Source organism: Aestuariivivens sp. NBU2969, from assembly GCF_019931125.1.
In the GTDB taxonomy this organism is placed as follows: domain Bacteria; phylum Bacteroidota; class Bacteroidia; order Flavobacteriales; family Flavobacteriaceae; genus Aestuariivivens; species Aestuariivivens marinum.
Window position 1 is genome coordinate 308,256 of the sequence record NZ_JAIOUU010000002.1, and the last position, 17,843, is coordinate 326,098.

At 34.7% G+C, this 17,843-nt stretch carries 15 protein-coding genes; 9 read left to right on the forward strand and 6 right to left on the reverse strand.

Annotation, left to right across the window (positions count from 1 at the left end; all coding sequences use genetic code 11):
* Window positions 1-9 precede the first annotated feature (9 nt).
* Window positions 10-834 carry a thymidylate synthase gene (locus K7G79_RS03000; RefSeq protein WP_223549001.1) on the forward strand — a complete coding sequence of 275 codons (825 nt, stop codon included), beginning with the start codon at window positions 10-12 and terminating at the stop codon, window positions 832-834.
* A gap of 54 nt (window positions 835-888) precedes the next feature.
* On the opposite strand, the gene K7G79_RS03005 is transcribed toward K7G79_RS03000, so the two are convergent.
* Window positions 889-1,185 carry an isoamylase early set domain-containing protein gene (locus tag K7G79_RS03005; RefSeq protein ID WP_223549003.1) on the reverse strand — a complete coding sequence of 99 codons (297 nt, stop codon included), beginning with the start codon at window positions 1,183-1,185 and terminating at the stop codon, window positions 889-891.
* A gap of 277 nt (window positions 1,186-1,462) precedes the next feature.
* Between K7G79_RS03005 and K7G79_RS03010 the strand changes: the two genes are divergently transcribed.
* The 4 genes from K7G79_RS03010 (at window position 1,463) to lspA (ending at window position 4,946) form a co-directional block, all read left to right on the forward strand.
* Window positions 1,463-2,374 carry a dihydrofolate reductase gene (locus K7G79_RS03010; protein ID WP_223549005.1) on the forward strand — a complete coding sequence of 304 codons (912 nt, stop codon included), beginning with the start codon at window positions 1,463-1,465 and terminating at the stop codon, window positions 2,372-2,374.
* The gene (locus tag K7G79_RS03015; RefSeq protein WP_223549007.1) at window positions 2,325-3,440 is read left to right on the forward strand and encodes a DUF6340 family protein; all 1,116 of its coding nucleotides are present in this window, start codon (window positions 2,325-2,327) and stop codon (window positions 3,438-3,440) included. Before K7G79_RS03010 ends, K7G79_RS03015 begins: the two co-directional genes overlap by 50 nt.
* A gap of 123 nt (window positions 3,441-3,563) precedes the next feature.
* A complete protein-coding gene (gene fabD, locus K7G79_RS03020; RefSeq protein ID WP_223549009.1) occupies window positions 3,564-4,457 on the forward strand; it encodes an ACP S-malonyltransferase in 894 nt (297 codons plus the stop codon).
* Window positions 4,458-4,946 carry a signal peptidase II gene (gene lspA / locus K7G79_RS03025; RefSeq protein WP_223549010.1) on the forward strand — a complete coding sequence of 163 codons (489 nt, stop codon included), beginning with the start codon at window positions 4,458-4,460 and terminating at the stop codon, window positions 4,944-4,946.
* 45 nt (window positions 4,947-4,991) lie between these two features.
* On the opposite strand, the gene K7G79_RS03030 is transcribed toward lspA, so the two are convergent.
* Window positions 4,992-6,563: a RagB/SusD family nutrient uptake outer membrane protein gene (locus tag K7G79_RS03030; RefSeq protein ID WP_223549011.1), complete on the reverse strand. Its 1,572-nt coding sequence runs from the start codon at window positions 6,561-6,563 to the stop codon at window positions 4,992-4,994.
* An 11-nt stretch (window positions 6,564-6,574) separates the two neighbouring features.
* Window positions 6,575-9,646, reverse strand: coding sequence for a SusC/RagA family TonB-linked outer membrane protein (locus K7G79_RS03035; protein WP_223549013.1), 3,072 nt, complete (start codon window positions 9,644-9,646; stop codon window positions 6,575-6,577).
* A gap of 523 nt (window positions 9,647-10,169) precedes the next feature.
* Here K7G79_RS03035 and K7G79_RS03040 point away from each other — a divergent pair.
* The gene (locus K7G79_RS03040) at window positions 10,170-10,964 is read left to right on the forward strand and encodes a LytTR family DNA-binding domain-containing protein (RefSeq protein ID WP_223549015.1); all 795 of its coding nucleotides are present in this window, start codon (window positions 10,170-10,172) and stop codon (window positions 10,962-10,964) included.
* An 8-nt stretch (window positions 10,965-10,972) separates the two neighbouring features.
* Complete coding sequence (locus K7G79_RS03045) at window positions 10,973-12,088, forward strand: sensor histidine kinase (protein ID WP_223549017.1); 1,116 nt, start codon at window positions 10,973-10,975, stop codon at window positions 12,086-12,088.
* Between the two features lie 52 nt (window positions 12,089-12,140).
* On the opposite strand, the gene galE is transcribed toward K7G79_RS03045, so the two are convergent.
* Window positions 12,141-13,160 carry a UDP-glucose 4-epimerase GalE gene (gene galE / locus K7G79_RS03050; RefSeq protein WP_223549019.1) on the reverse strand — a complete coding sequence of 340 codons (1,020 nt, stop codon included), beginning with the start codon at window positions 13,158-13,160 and terminating at the stop codon, window positions 12,141-12,143.
* Window positions 13,153-14,286, reverse strand: coding sequence for a DegT/DnrJ/EryC1/StrS aminotransferase family protein (locus K7G79_RS03055; protein ID WP_223549021.1), 1,134 nt, complete (start codon window positions 14,284-14,286; stop codon window positions 13,153-13,155). Before K7G79_RS03055 ends, galE begins: the two co-directional genes overlap by 8 nt.
* 126 nt (window positions 14,287-14,412) lie before the next feature.
* On the opposite strand from K7G79_RS03055, the gene K7G79_RS03060 reads away from it, so the two are divergent.
* Together K7G79_RS03060 and K7G79_RS03065 are read left to right on the forward strand one after the other, a co-directional pair.
* The gene (locus K7G79_RS03060) at window positions 14,413-15,675 is read left to right on the forward strand and encodes a 3-deoxy-D-manno-octulosonic acid transferase (protein WP_223549022.1); all 1,263 of its coding nucleotides are present in this window, start codon (window positions 14,413-14,415) and stop codon (window positions 15,673-15,675) included.
* 78 nt (window positions 15,676-15,753) lie between these two features.
* On the forward strand, window positions 15,754-15,999 hold the full coding sequence (locus K7G79_RS03065) for a hypothetical protein (protein ID WP_223549025.1): 246 nt from the start codon (window positions 15,754-15,756) through the stop codon (window positions 15,997-15,999).
* Between the two features lie 199 nt (window positions 16,000-16,198).
* On the opposite strand, the gene K7G79_RS03070 is transcribed toward K7G79_RS03065, so the two are convergent.
* The gene (locus K7G79_RS03070; protein WP_223549026.1) at window positions 16,199-17,521 is read right to left on the reverse strand and encodes an alpha-L-fucosidase; all 1,323 of its coding nucleotides are present in this window, start codon (window positions 17,519-17,521) and stop codon (window positions 16,199-16,201) included.
* Window positions 17,522-17,843 lie beyond the last annotated feature (322 nt).

Here is a 17,843-nt window from a genome sequence, read left to right on the forward strand (position 1 = left end):
ATTTGGCTTATGAAACAATACCACGATTTAGTAAAGCACGTTTTAGAAAACGGAAACGAAAAAAATGATAGGACAGGAACGGGAACCAAAAGTGTTTTTGGTTATCAAATGCGTTTTGATTTGAGTGAAGGGTTTCCTATGGTCACTACAAAAAAATTGCATTTAAAATCAATCATTTATGAATTACTTTGGTTTTTAAAAGGGGATACCAATATTAACTATCTAACTGAAAATGGGGTACGAATCTGGAATGAATGGGCCGATGAAAATGGTAATTTGGGCCCTGTATACGGACACCAATGGCGCAACTGGAATAGTGATGACATTGATCAAATAAAAGAGGTTATCCATACCCTTAAAAACAATCCAAATAGCCGCCGTATGTTAGTATCGGCATGGAATCCATCTGTACTTCCAGACATATCAAAAAGCTTTAGTGATAATGTAGCCAATGGTAAAGCGGCATTACCGCCTTGCCATGCCTTTTTTCAGTTTTATGTAGCTAACGACAAACTGTCCTGCCAATTATACCAGCGTAGTGCCGATATCTTTTTAGGTGTGCCGTTTAACATCGCTTCCTATGCCCTATTCACCATGATGATGGCGCAGGTATGTGGCTATGAGGCAGGGGAATTCATCCACACCTTTGGTGATGCCCATATATACAGCAACCATTATGAGCAATTGGAACTACAACTATCAAGGGACATAAGACCTTTACCAAAAATGATTTTAAACCCAGAAGTAAAGGACATTTTCGCCTTTACGTTTGAAGATTTTACTTTAGTCGATTATAACCCGCATCCCCATATCAAAGGGGTGGTGGCTGTGTAAAAAAGAGAAAGGCTTCCATTAGGGAAGCCTTTAGTTTTTTAATGAGATACATCATTATACAGCTACTACACTATTTTCAGAGCCTGCATAATCATTCCAAGCATAAGCATCTGCATCACTGTCGTTAACGTAGTCACCATCAACGATGTACTTGAATTCATAAGAATTGTCTTTTTCCAAGTCAAGCGTCCCTTTAAAGGTTCCATTTTTTAATTTTTTTAAAGGTGCTTCTTTTGCATTCCAATCGTTAAAACTTCCAACAACTGAAACTTTCTTAGCTTCTTCAGCTTCTATAGAAAAAGTTACTTTACATACCGGTTTACTTTTTAAGTATTGTTTTTTAATAGCCATAATTCCTTATTTTAGACATTAAACATAGGGCAAATTTACAATAAGAAGTGAGGCAACTCATACGCTATGATACTAAACCCTAAAGAATTATCAATTTCATAATATGCCTTTACATTAATTTAATGTTTAAAAAAATTTAAAGCTTAAATTATAAAATTAGCATACTGAAAATAGCCTTTTTATTGATTTACACATCCCTTAATAATTAATTGATTCCCCAATTAGACTTAAGGAATTCGGTAAAATGTTCTAAATTTACAGCAATTAACCTAATAGTATGTTTGGAAAAAAGAAACCAGAAATAAAGATTGATAAAGACCAATTAGAGCTTATAGAAAATGCTCAAAAACGGATTAGGCAGAAAAAATGGCTATACATACACTTTGTCGGTTTTCTTATTGGCACCATATTGCTCATAATAAGCAATACGCTATTGGGTATTGGTAAAGAATATACCTTATTTGGTAAAGCATGGTTTCTTTATGCTATTTTATTATGGACTTTCTTTTTTCTATATCATGTTTTCAATGTGTTTATTACCAATAAATTTATGGGTAAACCTTGGGAAAAACGACAATTGGAAAAATTGGTTGCCAAACAACAGGAACGTATTGAAAAACTAAAAGCTAATTTCATTAAAGATGAATCTGCAGCAGTAAAAAATGAATTGACAAACACTCAAAAGACTTCGAATAAAAAGCCTGAAATTACAATTATTGCCGCAGCTGCCAAAAACAATGCTATTGGAAAGGACAATAAATTAATATGGCATTTGAGTGACGATTTAAAACGATTTAAAAACCTAACAAATGGTCATTTTATTATAATGGGTCGCAAAACCTTTGAAAGCTTCCCTAAACCTTTACCCAATAGAACCCATGTAGTTATTACGAGGCAAGAAAACTATACTGTCCCTGACGGTGTTATTGTAGTAAACAATTTAGATGATGCTCTAGATGCTGCTAAAAATGATTCTCAACCTTTTATCATTGGAGGTGGAGAAATATATAACCAAGCTATGGCTATTGCCGATAAAATTGAGCTTACCCGAGTACATGAAAATTTTGATGCAGACACCTACTTCCCAAATATTGATACAACCATTTGGAAAGAAATGGCACACACTTTGCATGACAAAGATGAAAACAACGACTATAAGTACTCCTTCATTACTTATAAACGCCTATAAAAAAGCTATTATGGAAACCAAGCCCCTACAAAAAATGTTTCCCTTTTTATGTATTATTTTGCTCATGGTTAGTTGCGCTTCGACTAACAGATTAACCATAAGCGTCACTGAACCAGCCCCTGTAAGCATACCAAAAAACATTAGCAGGGTGGGTATCTTAAACCGATTTAACAATACCTCAGATAATGTTATAAGTAAAATTGATGAAGTCTTCTCTGCTGAAGGCAAAAACTTTGACCGAGACGCATCAAACAAGGTTATTGAAGGCTTAAACGAATTACTGAAACAACAAGACCGATTTGATGTTGTTATTGTAAACGATTCATTGTTAGTTTCAAACAATACTGTAGATTTCCCAACAGCTTTAACTTGGGATACAGTAGAACAATTGTGTAAAGCTAGCGATGTGGATGTACTTTACGTTTTATCCTTTTTTGATACCGATTCCAAAATAAGCTATAACACAAAACAAGCCTTTTCACAAAATGTACTGGGTGTAAAAATTCCTGTTTTAGAACACCATGCTACGGCAAACACCCTTATAAAAGGTGGTTTTAAAATTTATGACCCTACCAACCGATTGATTTTGGATTCATTTTCATTCTCTAAAGGGATTACCACTTCAGGGAAAGGCATAAATCCTGCCAAGGCACTCGAGGCCCTTAAAATGCGAAAAGACCTTGTTATGGATGCTAGCAGGCTCATTGGAGAAAACTACGCATTAAGCATTGTACCTTACAGAACCAGAGTGGCCCGAGACTATTTTGTAAAGGGCACAGATCAATTTGAAATAGCCAAACGCAAGGCCCAAACAGGAGATTGGGATGGTGCTGCACTTCATTGGGAACGGGAACTTGCTAACCCTAAATCCAAAATCGCAGGGCGCGCTTGTTACAATATGGCAATAATCAATGAAATTAATGGCGATATAGAGACTGCTATTGAATGGGCATCAAAAGCTTATAGTGATTACAATAACAAAGAAGCATTGCGATACTTAAATATTCTTAAGTATCGGGTATCACAAAACCAAAGGCTGGCAGAACAAAATTACAATACATTTTAGTTCTAATTTATTCCTATTTTTCTAATGAGAAACGGCTAGGCTTGTACATGTTTTTTTTCATTTATACCAGAATTTATAAATAAAAAAAAACATGTACTTTTGCTGCACTAAAAATGAACTAAAATGAACGCATATATATTTCCTGGTCAAGGTGCCCAATTTACAGGCATGGGGTTGGATCTTTATGAGAATTCACCTCTAGCACAAGAGCTGTTTGAACAAGCCAACCATATTCTTGGTTTTAATATTACTGATATTATGTTTGAGGGCTCTGCAGAAGACCTTAAAGAAACCAAAGTTACCCAGCCAGCTATATTTTTACATTCTGTTATTTTAGCTAAAACATTAGGAAATAGCTTTAAACCTGATATGGTTGCTGGTCATTCTCTTGGTGAGTTTTCTGCATTAGTAGCTAATGGCTCTTTAAATTTTGAAGATGGTTTAAAATTGGTTTCCCAGCGTGCTTTGGCCATGCAAAAAGCATGTGAACTGCAACCAAGTACTATGGCCGCCGTTTTGGGCTTGGATGATGACATTGTTGAAAAAATCTGTGCTACTACTGAAGGTGTTGTGGTTGCTGCTAATTACAACTGCCCAGGACAATTGGTCATCTCTGGAGAAATTGAAGCTATCAATAAAGCCTGTGAATCCTTAAAGGCAGAAGGTGCCAGACGAGCTTTAGTTTTACCTGTTGGAGGTGCTTTTCATTCTCCATTAATGGAACCAGCCAGAGAAGAGCTTGCAGCAGCTATTGAAAGCACAGCGTTCAAAACACCAAACTGTCCTATTTACCAAAACGTGACTGCGAATGCGGTTACTGATTCCTCTGCCATTAAAGCAAACTTAATTTCACAATTAACTGCTCCAGTACGTTGGACACAATCTGTACAACAGATGATTACCGATGGTGCCACTTTATTTACTGAAGTAGGTCCTGGTAAGGTATTGCAAGGTTTGGTTAAAAAAATAAACCGGGAAGCAGAAACCGTTTCGGCAACTTTTGAAATGAATGCCTAGATGAAGTTATCCAATCGAAATATTTTTATTATTGCTTCAATAATAATAACTATAGTTATAGACCAAATTACTAAAGTTATTGTTAGGGCTTCTATCGAAAAAAATGAAGTTATCCCTGTAATTGGTAACTTTTTTTCACTGCATAACGTAGAGAATGAAGGGGCTTTTTTGGGTATGGGAAGTGAATTAAATGAACCTTTACGTGTTATTTTATTACTCATTTTACCCGTTGTAGTATTAGGTTTTGTCTTGCGCTATATCATTAAAGACAAAGCTTTGGATAAATGGTCTTTATTTGCCTTTTCTGCTATTATTGGAGGTGGTATTGCAAATGTTTTTGACCGAATAGCCTTCGGGTCGGTAACCGATTTTCTATTTATTAAGCTTACAGATGTTCTAAGAACAGGGATTTTTAATATGGCCGATATGTTTGTTACCACTGGAATGGCTATTTTAATTATAGTTAATTTTAAAAAAGATAAAAAATAACAAGCCACCCAAAACCAAACTTGGACGGCTTGTTATGAACGTTGGTTAATTAAACGTTGGTATAAAAGAATCGTCAGTTCGTTCTGGCTTAGCCGCTAAATTGTAATGTGGCACCCTTCCCGATGGGTCTGCATCGGTTCCGCCCAAAGTATATAATGCTTCAGATAGCACTTCCAATTCGGTTGCAGGTACTGGTAAATGTCTAAAGGTTCCTACTTGCAGTTGATTAATCCTTCTCCTATCAAAATACCCACTTCCAACAGCGGTATTAAATAACTCTATAAAACGCTCGTAGAATATGGCATCAAGTATATCTTGTTGCATTGCATCCGATGGCAAATCGGCTAATCCTCCTCTAGCCGTCCTCGAACCAGCATTAACATCGGCAATGGCTCCAGACAAATCATTAGTACGTGCTTTGGCCTCAGCCATTAACAATCTGTTATCCTCAAAAGTAAAAGTCTTGATCTGTTTTGCATCAGCACCGTCAGAAAAGGTTGGGTCGTTTTGGAATCGCGTATGGATATAATGCGAATAATGAAATCTACCCCTTTCCGACCTAAATAAAATATCGGATCTAAATTCAAAATCCCTACCGGGACCAACCCTAGCGTCGTTGGTGGTCATCTGTGGATTATCTAATGTAGAACCTGAACCGGCAGGGAAAAATTCGGGCTGACTTGGGTCTAACAAATGTACAATCCGCATATCCAACCGTGCACCAAAAGGTCCAAAGCCATTGGGCGAATCCATTAATACATTGGCATTGTTCCACCAACTGATACCGTTATCTCCGGTTGGCCCGAAATCTGCTGTGATACCATTTTCAGTTAGGGTTTTAACTTGGTTCCAATCCACCGCGTTGGTTTCGGTCATATCCCTAGCCGATTGCACCATGAACCTAGCCTTATAGGAGTTGCACAATTTTATTAGTTCTGACGAAGGCAATGAAACTCCGTTAATGACCGTATTAGGGATTTCAAAACTGTTGGAATTGGCCAATTGAATCACTTTATCTAAATCTGCAATTGCTAATGCAATCAAATCTTGGTAAGGAACAAATTCCAATTTTTGGGAAAGATCTGTATTCTCATCAACCGAAAATCCTTTTTCAAATAAAAGTCCCAAATTTCCATAAGAAAGCCCTCTAAGTAGATACGCTGCCGCTGAAACCATAGGTGTATTATCGGTACCTGCAACTACCCAAGTCACTCCATTATTATTTATGGCACCCAAAACGTCATTAGCAGACGATATGGCACCATAACATCCTTGCCATGGTTGTTCCAATACACTAACATCTGCCCATGATGCGGCATTGATAATTGGGTTTCTAGGTTCGGCTGACAATACACGCATCCCAAAGTTACCCCAAGAACAAGTGGCAATATCACCGGCTACGGCCAAAGGCGGGTAAAGATCCCTACTCGTAGATTGCCACCAAGTAACAAATCCGCCGCTCACTACCCCTATTAAATCTGAACCATTAGCGATAACTTGATTCCTATCGGGGTTATTCGAATTTACAACATTATCAATCTCATTGCTACATGAAAAAAACAGCAACAAGAAATTGGCAAAAACCAATTGTAATTTTATAATATTATTTTTTTTCATTTTCAATTTTTTTAAAAGGTTAATTGTACAGAAAAACTAAATGTTCTTGTTGAAGGATATGGGAAATTATCAATCTTAAAAACATTAGGATCACCTCCAGGGGTATTCACATCACTACCAATACCATCTGTATCCCTAGACGTTAAATTAGCTCTGTTAGTTTCAGATTGCGTTGTGATTTCAGGATCAAAACCAGAGTAATTTGTAATGGTAAATAGGTTCCTTCCAACAAAGCCAAACTTGACATTGTTGACAAAGTTTCCAACGTTTCCTAGCGCATCACCTTTAAGAGTGTAATAAAGTGAAAGTTCTCTTAACTTAACAAAAGTACCATCCTCTACAAAAGCAGAGCTCGCCAAATTGGTATTGTATAAACCTTGGAAAAAGTTATACGGCAAGCCACTGGTAATATCTAAATGTCTACCATCCCTATATAACCACTGCTTGGTTTTATTATAAATATCGCCACCCTGTTTCCAATCGACAAGAGCATAAAATGCTAAATTTTTATACTTTAAAGTGGTATTGAATGCCATTCTAAAATCTGGCGTAATATCACCCATAACAAAGAATTCATTACCTCCACTATCTACTTGTTTTACAGCTGTACTTCCTGTAGCGGCATCAACCACATAACCAAACTCATTAATGGCATAGTTATTAGGATCCAACCCAGTAGGCAAATCGGACAAACTTCTAATAAATATATTACCGTACATGACACCAAAATTTTGACCTTGCTCAATTCTAAACAATGTCGTTTCCTGTGCTCCAGGCCCAGTTAAGTATGATGGAACATCTAGACGACTAATCTTTTGTTTGGATTTGTCCCAAATAATGCCCAAATCCCATGAAAAATCATCATTTTTTATAATATTGGCATTAAGAGACGCCTCATAGGTGGTGGCGTCTATTTCACCTGCATTACGCCACTGTGCTCCAAAACCAGTTGCTGCCGATAAGGGTACTCTTAAAATTTGATCATCGGTTTTTGCTTTCACATAATTGAATTCAAAAGAAAAACGATCCAAGAAATCCACATTAATACCAAGTTCCAACTCTCCAGTTTTTGCAGGTTTTAATTCATTATTTCCTAAAGTGGATTTGGTAGGAGATCCATTTTGCAAAGCAAAAGTTTCAAAACGCATTTCGTATGTTGGCCTAATACCGGCAGTACCATAAGAACCTCGCAATTTTAATTCCTGAATGCCAGGGATTTCTATATCTTCTGTTATACGATAGGCCAAACTTGTTCTAAAATAGTTTGCCCATCTGGTATCCGGACCAAATAAAGAAGAACCTTCACGTCTTATAACACCACTAAATATGTATTTCTTTTGATAATCGAAATCTGCAACAGCAAAATAACTGTCCGTTAAAATTTCTTGGGTGGCCGAAGAGACAGAAGGTCTATCTGAAATATTATCTAAAGAACGGATATCGGATACAGCAAGATTATACCCTTCTGCATTATTAAATTCATTAATATAGCGTTCATGCAGATAACTCAATCTTAAGCTTAGGTTATAATCATCATCAGCTCCAAAAGATTTGGTTATTAAACTGTTGAACCTAATGTTTTGAGCCCTACCATTAAATGTTGATCGCTGAATAAATCCAATATTCTGTGCTTGTCCATCTGGACTGGCTGACAAATACCCCTTAGGGATATAATCTTCAAAGGCGTTGTTTTCGAAGTCTACTGAATAGGCACCGTTTAACTTTAACCAAGGCAATACCTGATAGTCTAAGGATACATTGCCTAAAAATCGGTTTCTCTTTTCAACCAAATCCCTATTGGCCAATTCATATAGAGGATTATAAATGTTTGGATCGAACGTATTACTATCAAAATTGTAAGGTGATCCATCTTCTTCATTCAGTGCTTGCCAATCGTAAATAGGCTCCGTAATCAAGGCTTCGAACAAAGGATTTTCAGAGGTTGTACCTCCATTTATGGATGCATCCCTATTGGAATTACTATAGAAGAATGATGTTTTTAATTTAATTTTTTCTGAAATGGTATTATCCAAGTTCAACCTAAAATTATCTCTTCTATAGTCCTCTACTAACGCTAATATACCTTCATCCTGAAGTCTTTGATAAGAAAATAGATACCTAGCATTTTCATTTCCTCCAGTAACAGAGGCATAATGTGTATTATAAATCCCCGTTTCAAAAACTTCACCTTGATAGTCGTAATTAGTTCCTGGGTAAGGGTTATCGGATAAACCATCTGCATCTACTTCTCGTGAGCCACTAGTTAAATCGAATGCAGAAGCATCAGCCGTTAACTTAAAGCGGTGTGTTGTTGCTAAATCATACTTATCGAGTATATTTTTCCAACCAAGTTCCGTTCTATAAGTCACATTAACCTTGTTATTTCCTTTTCCTCTTTTAGTGAAAATCTGAATAACCCCATTGGAAGCCCTAGACCCATATAAAGAAGCTCCCGCAGCGCCCTTGGCTACTTCAATTCTATCAATATCTTCAGTGTTAATATCGGCCAATCCACCTTCCAAAATAACGCCATCAACAATAACTAAAGGATCTTGTCCTGTGGCCAATGAGTTAGCTGTTCTCAATTGAATAGACACATTACTGCCTGGATTACCCCCTGAAGGCGTCACAGACAAACCAGCAATTTTACCTTGCAATGCTGAAGCGGCATCGGTTGCAGGAACATTCTCCAAAAGATCATTTTTAACCTGCCCAACCGAGAAACTTAGTTCTTTTGTTGATTTTCCTTGGGCACTACCTATTACAACCACTTCTTCCAAAGACTCGGCATCTTCTGTTAAGGTAACATCAATGGTATTTGATGAGCTAACAGCAATTTCTTGGGTAGTATAGCCCACAAAACTAAAGACTAGTGTTTGTCCTTGTCTAGTTTGAATGGAATAATTACCATCGAAATCAGTTGAAGTACCTGTAGTAGTACCTTTAATTAAAACGGTTGTCCCTGGCAATGGTAATCCATTTCCATCTGAAACCTTACCCGTAACCGTTTTTTCTTGTGCAAAAGAAAATTGCACAGCTAACGCTAGGAACAGTGCCAGCATTCTGTGAAACTTTGTTTTCATATTATTTAAATTTGAGTTAGTCTAAGCAGATTGTAAGAAAGGTAGGCGGCGAAGATTTTTTTTAAGGACTAATTCAAAAAAATTCGATACTAAAAAATAAAAACTAAAGTTTAGCGAAAACCTCAGCGTGTATAAGTAAAGTTCTAAACCACCTTACCTTTTACAATTGCATTAGTAAAGGAAATGGTTTAATTGTACGCTTAACAAAATTATGATTTGACCTATTTATAAAATGGGGTAGAATAAGCTTTTTATGATACAATTAAACTTAAGTTATTATAAATTAACCTTTGAATATTTAAATTTCGAATAAAAATATTTTAACTCACTTATATTCAGTTATTTAAAAATAATAAACCGTTTTTACAACTAGCAGAAATAAATTGCTCCAATATTGATGTGAACATATATTTTTTTGAAGTTTGTAGTGATTAAAATGATATGAGTTGCTTATTAATTGATGCAAACAACACAAATTCACTCATGCTAAGTCATTTTTTTATGCTAGTTTAGACCTTGATTAATGCCAATTCCTATGGTTAGTCCTATTAAAACAATAATAATTGATGATGAATTTTTGGCTAGAAAGCGTGTTTCTAACCTATTAAATGATATTAAGGACATTGAGGTTATAGATGAGTGCAGCTCTGGAAAAGAGGCTATCGCAAAAATCAACTCAATAAAGCCAGATTTAATTTTCTTAGACATTAAAATTACAGATATGACTGGGTTTGATATTTTAAAGGAAATAGATCAAAACAATATGCCTTTGGTCATATTTATAACCGCTTTTGATGAATTTGCCTTAAAGGCTTTCGATTTTTTTGCTTTTGATTATTTGTTGAAACCTTTTAAGGATGAACGCTTTTTTCAATCTACAAACCGGGTTATTGAACTTTTCAATTCTAATAAATCCAATGGTTTAAGCAAAAAAATAACCAACCTATTAAAATATATTGAAAATCCCAATCAGGAGTTTTCAGAAGTAAAACAAACCAAATTGGCCATAAAGGCCAACGGGAAAATCTCATTTATAAATAAAGATGATATAAAATATATTCTAGCATCGGGTTATTATGCCGAAATTTATACCGAACAAAAGAAATACGTTTTAAGAGAGTCCTTAAATTCATTATTCGATCAACTTAAAGCAAATAAGTTCCAACGTATACATAGATCGACAATTATTAATATAGCCTTAATTAAGGAAGTATTATATTCCAATTATGGTGAGATTGATGTAAAAATGCAAGATGAAAAATTATTTAGGATAAGTAAGACTCACAAAAAAGAGTTTCAGAAAAAAATGGGTATATAAATTTCACGATGAGAAACTTAAAAAAACACATCGACTTTAAGCTTATAGGCATTTTGTCTCTTGTATATGCTGTTTTCGTCATTATTTACTCATTTAAAAATGCGTATTTGAGAATTTATCATGGTAGAGACACAGCCTGGGGAAATTTCATTTTTGAAAATGTTTTGGATTGGTGTCTTATTACCGTCTTTATGATTTTTATAGCCATGACAACCAAATACTTATTTGTTAAAAAAGTAAAATTTTTACATATAGTTATCATTCATTTATTCTTCTCATTCTTTATTGGTGCTTTCACTCTAGGAATTTCATGGGGAATTGATTTATTAAGTACCACAGAAGCTGATATGAAAAATGACTTAAGTGATATGGTTATACATTTTATTCGACTTATAGATTTACATTTTTTAATTTATATCTCTTTAGTAACCATTATATACATGTATTACTACTTTAAAAAAACGCAAGAGAGCGAATTAAGAACTATAAAATTGCAGGATAAATTATCTCAAGCCCATTTAAGGTTTTTACAAACACAAATGCATCCCCATTTTTTATTTAACACCTTAAATGGCATTCATTCATTGATAGATATCAATACTGAAAAATCTAAAACTATGATTGTCGATTTAAGCGATCTCTTAAGAAATGTTTTGGATAAAAAAGACCAAAACTTAATTGAATTACAGGAGGAGTTAGACATACTTAAAAAATACATCCATATAAAAAAAACACGCTTTTCCGATCAACTAACCTTTACTATTGATGTTGAAGATAGTTTAGAAAACGTATTAGTGCCTAATATGATTTTGCAACCCATTATTGAAAATGCCACCAAACATGGCTATAGTAACGTCCATAAAACCATTGATGTTAATATTTCAATTAAAAAAGCCAAGGAAAAACTTAAAATTAAAATTGAAAACACTGGTAAACAAATAAACGAATCCCTTTTTGCTTTATTAAAAAAAGGTAATGGGATAAGCAACATCAATGAACGACTGAAAACACTATACAAAACTGAATATGATTTAAAAATCTATAATCATGAGAGCAGGGTGATAACCGAAATTATTTTCCCTATTCAATATTCAATCTCCGAAATAAGTGAAGACTATCAATAACAAAGAAAGGGCTGCTTAATAAGCAGCCCTTTCTCAATATGTAAAATTTAAATCAGCTTCTTATCTTCTGCTCCCATTTCCAAGCAGAGCGCATGGCATCGTCTAAGGTTAGTTTTGTTTCCCAGCCTAATTCTTCATTAGCTTTTGTAGTATCTGCATAAGCCGAAATAATATCGCCTTCCCTTCTGCCTACAATTTTATAATTGAGTGTTTTACCTGAAACACGCTCAAAGGCCTTAACCACTTCCAAAACTGAACTACCCTTGCCTGTTCCAAGATTAAACGTTTCATAATTGGCTTTATTCTTATTTTCCAACAAACGCTTAAGTGCTACAACGTGAGCTTTTGCTAAATCAACCACATGTATATAGTCTCTAATACAAGTACCATCGGGAGTTGGGTAATCATCTCCAAAAACAGACAGTTGCTCGCGCAAGCCTATTCCTGTTTGGGTGATAAAAGGCACTAAATTTTGAGGAACCCCTATAGGGAGCTCTCCTATGTTAGCTGATTCATGTGCCCCTACAGGATTAAAATAACGCAGGGCTATAGCTTTTAAATTTGGTGTAACCTTGCAAGTATCTCTAATTATTTCCTCTCCTATTTGCTTGGTGTTACCATATGGTGACTCTGCTTGTTTTACCGGCGCATTTTCTGTTATTGGCAATTTGTCTGCCTGACCATAAACCGTACAGGAGGAACTAAAAATAAATGAAGCTGTTGGTAACTCTTTTAATTGTTTCAGTAAGTAAACTAAGGTATTTATATTGTTTTCGTAATACAATAACGGTTTTTCAACACTTTCACCAACGGCTTTACTAGCAGCAAAATGGATAACTCCTTTAATATCATTATGGGTATTAAAAAAAACATCTACATCTGCTTTATCTTTTAAATCCAACTTTTCAAAAACAGGTTTCTTACCTGTAATCGAAGTAATACCGTCTAAAACACTAATTGACGAGTTGGATAAATCATCAATAATAACAACCTCGTATCCTTCATTTTGTAATTCTACAACGGTATGTGATCCTATAAACCCTAATCCTCCCGTTACTAATATTTTATCCATTTATAAATTTAATTATTGTTGATGTAATATATTCAATTTGCTCGTCGTCCAATTCAGTATGCATAGGCAAAGAAATAACCTCTTTAACCAATTGATTGGTTACAACAAAATCAGTTTCATTGTATCGCACATCGGCATACGCCTTTTGTTTGTGAAGTGGTATGGGATAATATATCCCAAAAGGAATGCCTTTTTCATTTAAATGTTTGGCTAAAGCATCCCTATTTATATCTTTTAATTTTAATGTATACTGATGGAACACATGATTATCTATATCTCCTGTTCTTACAGGAACTTCAATATTAGGTACTTGATTAAAAGCCCCATCATACTTATTGGCTGCTTCAATTCGTTTTGTATTATAGCTATCTAAGTGCGGTAATTTTGCATCTAAAACTGCGGCTTGAATACTATCTAACCTAGAATTTACACCTACTACATCATGATGGTAACGCTCGTACATCCCATGGTTAACAATTCCCCTAATGGTATTAGCTAAGGAGTCATCATTGGTGAAAATAGCACCGCCATCACCATAACAACCTAAATTTTTGGATGGAAAAAAAGAAGTCGCCCCAACGTGTCCAATGGTACCCACTTTTACCTTTTCCCCATTTTTATAGGTATAATTAGCACCAATGGCTTGTGCATTATCTTCAATCACATACAGATTATGTGCATGGGCTATCTCCATTATAGCTTCCATATTTGCACATTGTCCAAATAAGTGTACTGGTACAATGGCCTTGGTTTTGGGTGTAATAGCCTTTTTAACAGCCTCAATATTAATGTTGAAATCGTCTTCATTTACATCAACTAAAACTGGTGTTAATTGCAATAAAGCAATAACTTCTACAGTAGCTGCAAAAGTGAAATCGGCAGTAATAACCTCATCGCCTGGTTTTAACCCAAGCCCCATCATAGCTATTTGAAGCGCATCCGTTCCGTTGGCACAAGGTATAACATGCTTTACGCCTAAATAATGTTCCAAGTTCTTCTGAAACTGGTGGACTTTTGGGCCATTTATAAAAGCAGTGTTTTCAATAACTTCTTGTATAGCAGGATTAACGACATCCTTTATTTGGGAGTACTGACCTTTAAGGTCAACCATTTGGATTTTCTTCATATTTTATGTTTAAAGAACCAAAATCTAACCTGGATGACCATAATTAGATTTGCATTTTGTATGTCATTTTTGAGCCCACAAAATTACAAAATTCATACTGTTTATTTATAGTTTTCTTCTAAAGAAATGTATTTTAGCACAAACAATATAGGATTGGGGGTTTTATATGACAATATTATAAGATTAGCTAATTTAGGACTAAAATCCATTGCAAATTTTAACCTAAAAATTGCTTTGGGAGTTAAAGGTCGTTCTAAAACCTTCAGTATTCTTAAGGAACATTTAAATCAAGGAGACAAAACCTTATGGTTTCATTGCGCATCGCTTGGTGAATACGAACAAGGGCTACCTGTTTTTAATGAGCTAAGGAATCATTATAAAAGACATAAAATAATACTTAGTTTTTTTTCACCGTCCGGCTATGAAATTAGAAAGAATTCCCCAGTCGCAGATTGCGTTGTTTATCTTCCATTGGACACCAAACAAAATGCGAGACGCTTTTTGGATATTGTTAACCCTGACCTTACAATATTTGTAAAGTATGATATTTGGCCCAACTATTTGAATGAAATCAACAAGAGACACTTAAGGGCCATCTTAATTTCTGCTGCATTTAGAAAAAATCAACGTTTTTTTAAATTTTATGGTGGATTGTTTAGGCATGCATTATTAGCTTTTGAACATATTTTCACCCAAAACGAAAATTCAAAGACACTTTTAGAATCTATTAATTACCTTGATGTCACTGTTACAGGAGACACACGATTTGATAGGGTTTCCAATCAGTTGAAACAAAATAACGCTCTTGATTTTATGGAAAGCTTTAAACAAGACAAACTGTGTGTTGTTGCTGGTAGCACTTGGCCTGAAGATGAGGTACTACTTATAAATTACATTAATACAGAAGCTTCAAAAGACACTAAATTTATTATAGCTCCACACAATATAAAAAGTAATCAAATACAAAGACTTAAAAACCAGATCAATACTACGTCTGTACTATTTTCTGAAAAAAAGAAAGATGCATTGGCTAATAGTCAGGTCTTAATTATTGACACTATTGGCTTGCTTTCTAAAATTTACAGTTATGCAGATATTGCCTACGTAGGTGGTGCCATAGGCAATACAGGATTGCATAACACCTTAGAACCTGCTGTATTTGGCGTTCCCATTATAATAGGAAACCATCATCAAAAATTCCCAGAAGCCAAAGCTATGATTACCAAGGGTGGGATGTTTTCGATTAAAGACACAAATGGATTTAATTCCATTCTAAACAAATTACTTCAAAACTCTAATTTTCGATCGATTAGTGGCGCAAAAAATCAAGACTATATTAAAGAAAATAAAGGTGCCGTCATCCAAATACTGGATTATCTACGTATATAGTATGCCTAGAAATATAATTGTCAATAAAAATTTATAATTGGCTTTTGACTTAAAAACAATTAACCTAAATTGAAAATTATGAAAAATACATTATTAAGTATGGTGCTTGTACTTGCACTAGTATTATCTTTTACTTCATGTCGAGATACTAAAAAATCAGACACTATGGAAGCTACTATTGAAAATGCAACTGAAGCTACCGAAGGAGCATTAGAAGAAGCTGGAAAAGCTATGGATGAAGCCGCTGAAGCTACTGAAAATGCTGTAGAAGCAGCCGAAGATGCTGTTGAAGCAGTCGGCGATGCCATAAAAAAGGAAGAATAAAAAACTTCATAGTATCCATATAAAAAAGACCGTTTTAAAACGGTCTTTTTTATAGGTTGAAACCAATACTTTAAACAAACGCTACCAAAATATTGGAGGTGTTCTTTTTTATCGGGGACTATTCCATTTTGAATCATCAAAATAGATTTAAAACCTATCCCTGTCTACTTTTAAAATATATTAATGTCGTGGAGTTTGTTTACTCACTTATATCTAATTCTGTTATTTTTACAACAATAGGGTTGTTCCATTTACGGTCATTATAGATTCGCTGAGACCTTGTAATCGATATCTCCATTACTTCGTTTGTTTGTTTAATAACAGGAGCTGGATCCACATTCTTGTCATATTCTTTAACTATTCCATTGTGGCCCAAAACAAAAATTTGACTCTTTTTTGTAGCTTTCAATGTTTCAATACTAAATAATTTACGATCACCATATTTCCATTCGTCCGTATCTATAAACACATATGCTGTTTTTTTATCTTTAGATGTTAAAAACCACATGTTACCCTCCTTAATAGTATGATGTGGCTCGGTTTGATTAAATGCCTCTTGATTAATAAACATCCATAAAGAAATTTCATTTAAAGCACCTTGTTGTTCTTTTGGAAAATTACCGAATGCATCGGGACCAAAATTTAATAATAAATTACCTCCTTTTGCCTTTATTTCTATAAGTTTAAGAATGGCATCTTTAGCTGTTTTATAATTCTCATTTGTGGGCCTATATTGCCATTGATCTCCAAAGGTGTAGCACGCCTCCCAAGGGGAAGGAATTGGGGTTTCAGGAGTTTCCTGCTCAGGGGTTTCCATAGCTCCCCGGGTAACGACTACATCTGGATTTATATCCCAGCACACCTTTGCCAACTCCGTTTTTGAAAATTGTTCCATGCCATCCAAAAAGACAATATCAATTTTTCCATAATTGATCATAAGCTCTTTCATTTGTTTTTTTACATAGGCGTTTAACTCAGGATTACTACTAGCAAGAGCTTCCTCTCGCACCCTTGATATGAGTGTTCCTTGTTTATGTAGAAAATAAAAATCATCTGGAGAAAAGTATAGCCCTACTGCTATACCAGCCTCACGACAAGCATCAACAAGCATCTTTGTAACATCTTTACCATAAGGACTATTCATTATGTTGAAATCGGTTGTTTTAGTATCATACATGCAATAGCCGTTATGGTGCTTGGCTGTAAAAACAATATATCTCATACCTGCTAGCTTAGCTGCACTCACCCATTCTCTTGCATCAAAATTTACAGGATTGAAGGTTTTAGGAAGTTCATTTATATACCTGTTAAGATAATCGTTCGAAGCACCAACCATACTATGACTTATAACCATTCCTAATTGAACATCCATACTCCAATGGATAAACATTCCAAAACCCAAGTCTGTAAACCATTGCTCTCTTTCAGGCTTGTTTAGATTTAATGGTTTTACCTCTTGTGCATTAACCTTTACGGATATTACACTTAACCAGATAAATACTAAAATTATACGTAATTTCATGTTAGACTATATTTTATTTCAACTATTATACTTTATTTATACTAATTAAATCTCACTAGCTTAATGCTTACACACTATGTTTTGCATTAAGTTAGTTCGTTGAGCCCAAAAGAAAATCACTGATTTTTAATCCAAACTGCAAATTCGTTTTATATTAATTCCTTTTACACAACTAATCAAATATAGATAAAATTTCAAGTTTAGCATGAAACTACATATTACCAAGAAAACGGATCAATCTCAAAAGTTGGGTCTAAAGAGAAAAATAATTTTCTTTGTGCTTTAAATTACATTGATGAATAAAGGCACTGAGTTATCCTTG

What these genes read in the sequence shown, in the direction of transcription:
- K7G79_RS03000 (WP_223549001.1), top strand. Translation starts at nt 10, where the DNA reads ATGAAACAATACCACGATTTAGTAAAGCACGTTTTAGAAAACGGAAAC.
- K7G79_RS03005 (WP_223549003.1), bottom strand. Translation starts at nt 1,185, where the DNA reads ATGGCTATTAAAAAACAATACTTAAAAAGTAAACCGGTATGTAAAGTA.
- K7G79_RS03010 (WP_223549005.1), top strand. Translation starts at nt 1,463, where the DNA reads ATGTTTGGAAAAAAGAAACCAGAAATAAAGATTGATAAAGACCAATTA.
- K7G79_RS03015 (WP_223549007.1), top strand. Translation starts at nt 2,325, where the DNA reads ATGAAAACAACGACTATAAGTACTCCTTCATTACTTATAAACGCCTAT.
- fabD (WP_223549009.1), top strand. Translation starts at nt 3,564, where the DNA reads ATGAACGCATATATATTTCCTGGTCAAGGTGCCCAATTTACAGGCATG.
- lspA (WP_223549010.1), top strand. Translation starts at nt 4,458, where the DNA reads ATGAAGTTATCCAATCGAAATATTTTTATTATTGCTTCAATAATAATA.
- K7G79_RS03030 (WP_223549011.1), bottom strand. Translation starts at nt 6,563, where the DNA reads ATGAAAAAAAATAATATTATAAAATTACAATTGGTTTTTGCCAATTTC.
- K7G79_RS03035 (WP_223549013.1), bottom strand. Translation starts at nt 9,646, where the DNA reads ATGAAAACAAAGTTTCACAGAATGCTGGCACTGTTCCTAGCGTTAGCT.
- K7G79_RS03040 (WP_223549015.1), top strand. Translation starts at nt 10,170, where the DNA reads ATGCCAATTCCTATGGTTAGTCCTATTAAAACAATAATAATTGATGAT.
- K7G79_RS03045 (WP_223549017.1), top strand. Translation starts at nt 10,973, where the DNA reads ATGAGAAACTTAAAAAAACACATCGACTTTAAGCTTATAGGCATTTTG.
- galE (WP_223549019.1), bottom strand. Translation starts at nt 13,160, where the DNA reads ATGGATAAAATATTAGTAACGGGAGGATTAGGGTTTATAGGATCACAT.
- K7G79_RS03055 (WP_223549021.1), bottom strand. Translation starts at nt 14,286, where the DNA reads ATGAAGAAAATCCAAATGGTTGACCTTAAAGGTCAGTACTCCCAAATA.
- K7G79_RS03060 (WP_223549022.1), top strand. Translation starts at nt 14,413, where the DNA reads ATGTATTTTAGCACAAACAATATAGGATTGGGGGTTTTATATGACAAT.
- K7G79_RS03065 (WP_223549025.1), top strand. Translation starts at nt 15,754, where the DNA reads ATGAAAAATACATTATTAAGTATGGTGCTTGTACTTGCACTAGTATTA.
- K7G79_RS03070 (WP_223549026.1), bottom strand. Translation starts at nt 17,521, where the DNA reads ATGAAATTACGTATAATTTTAGTATTTATCTGGTTAAGTGTAATATCC.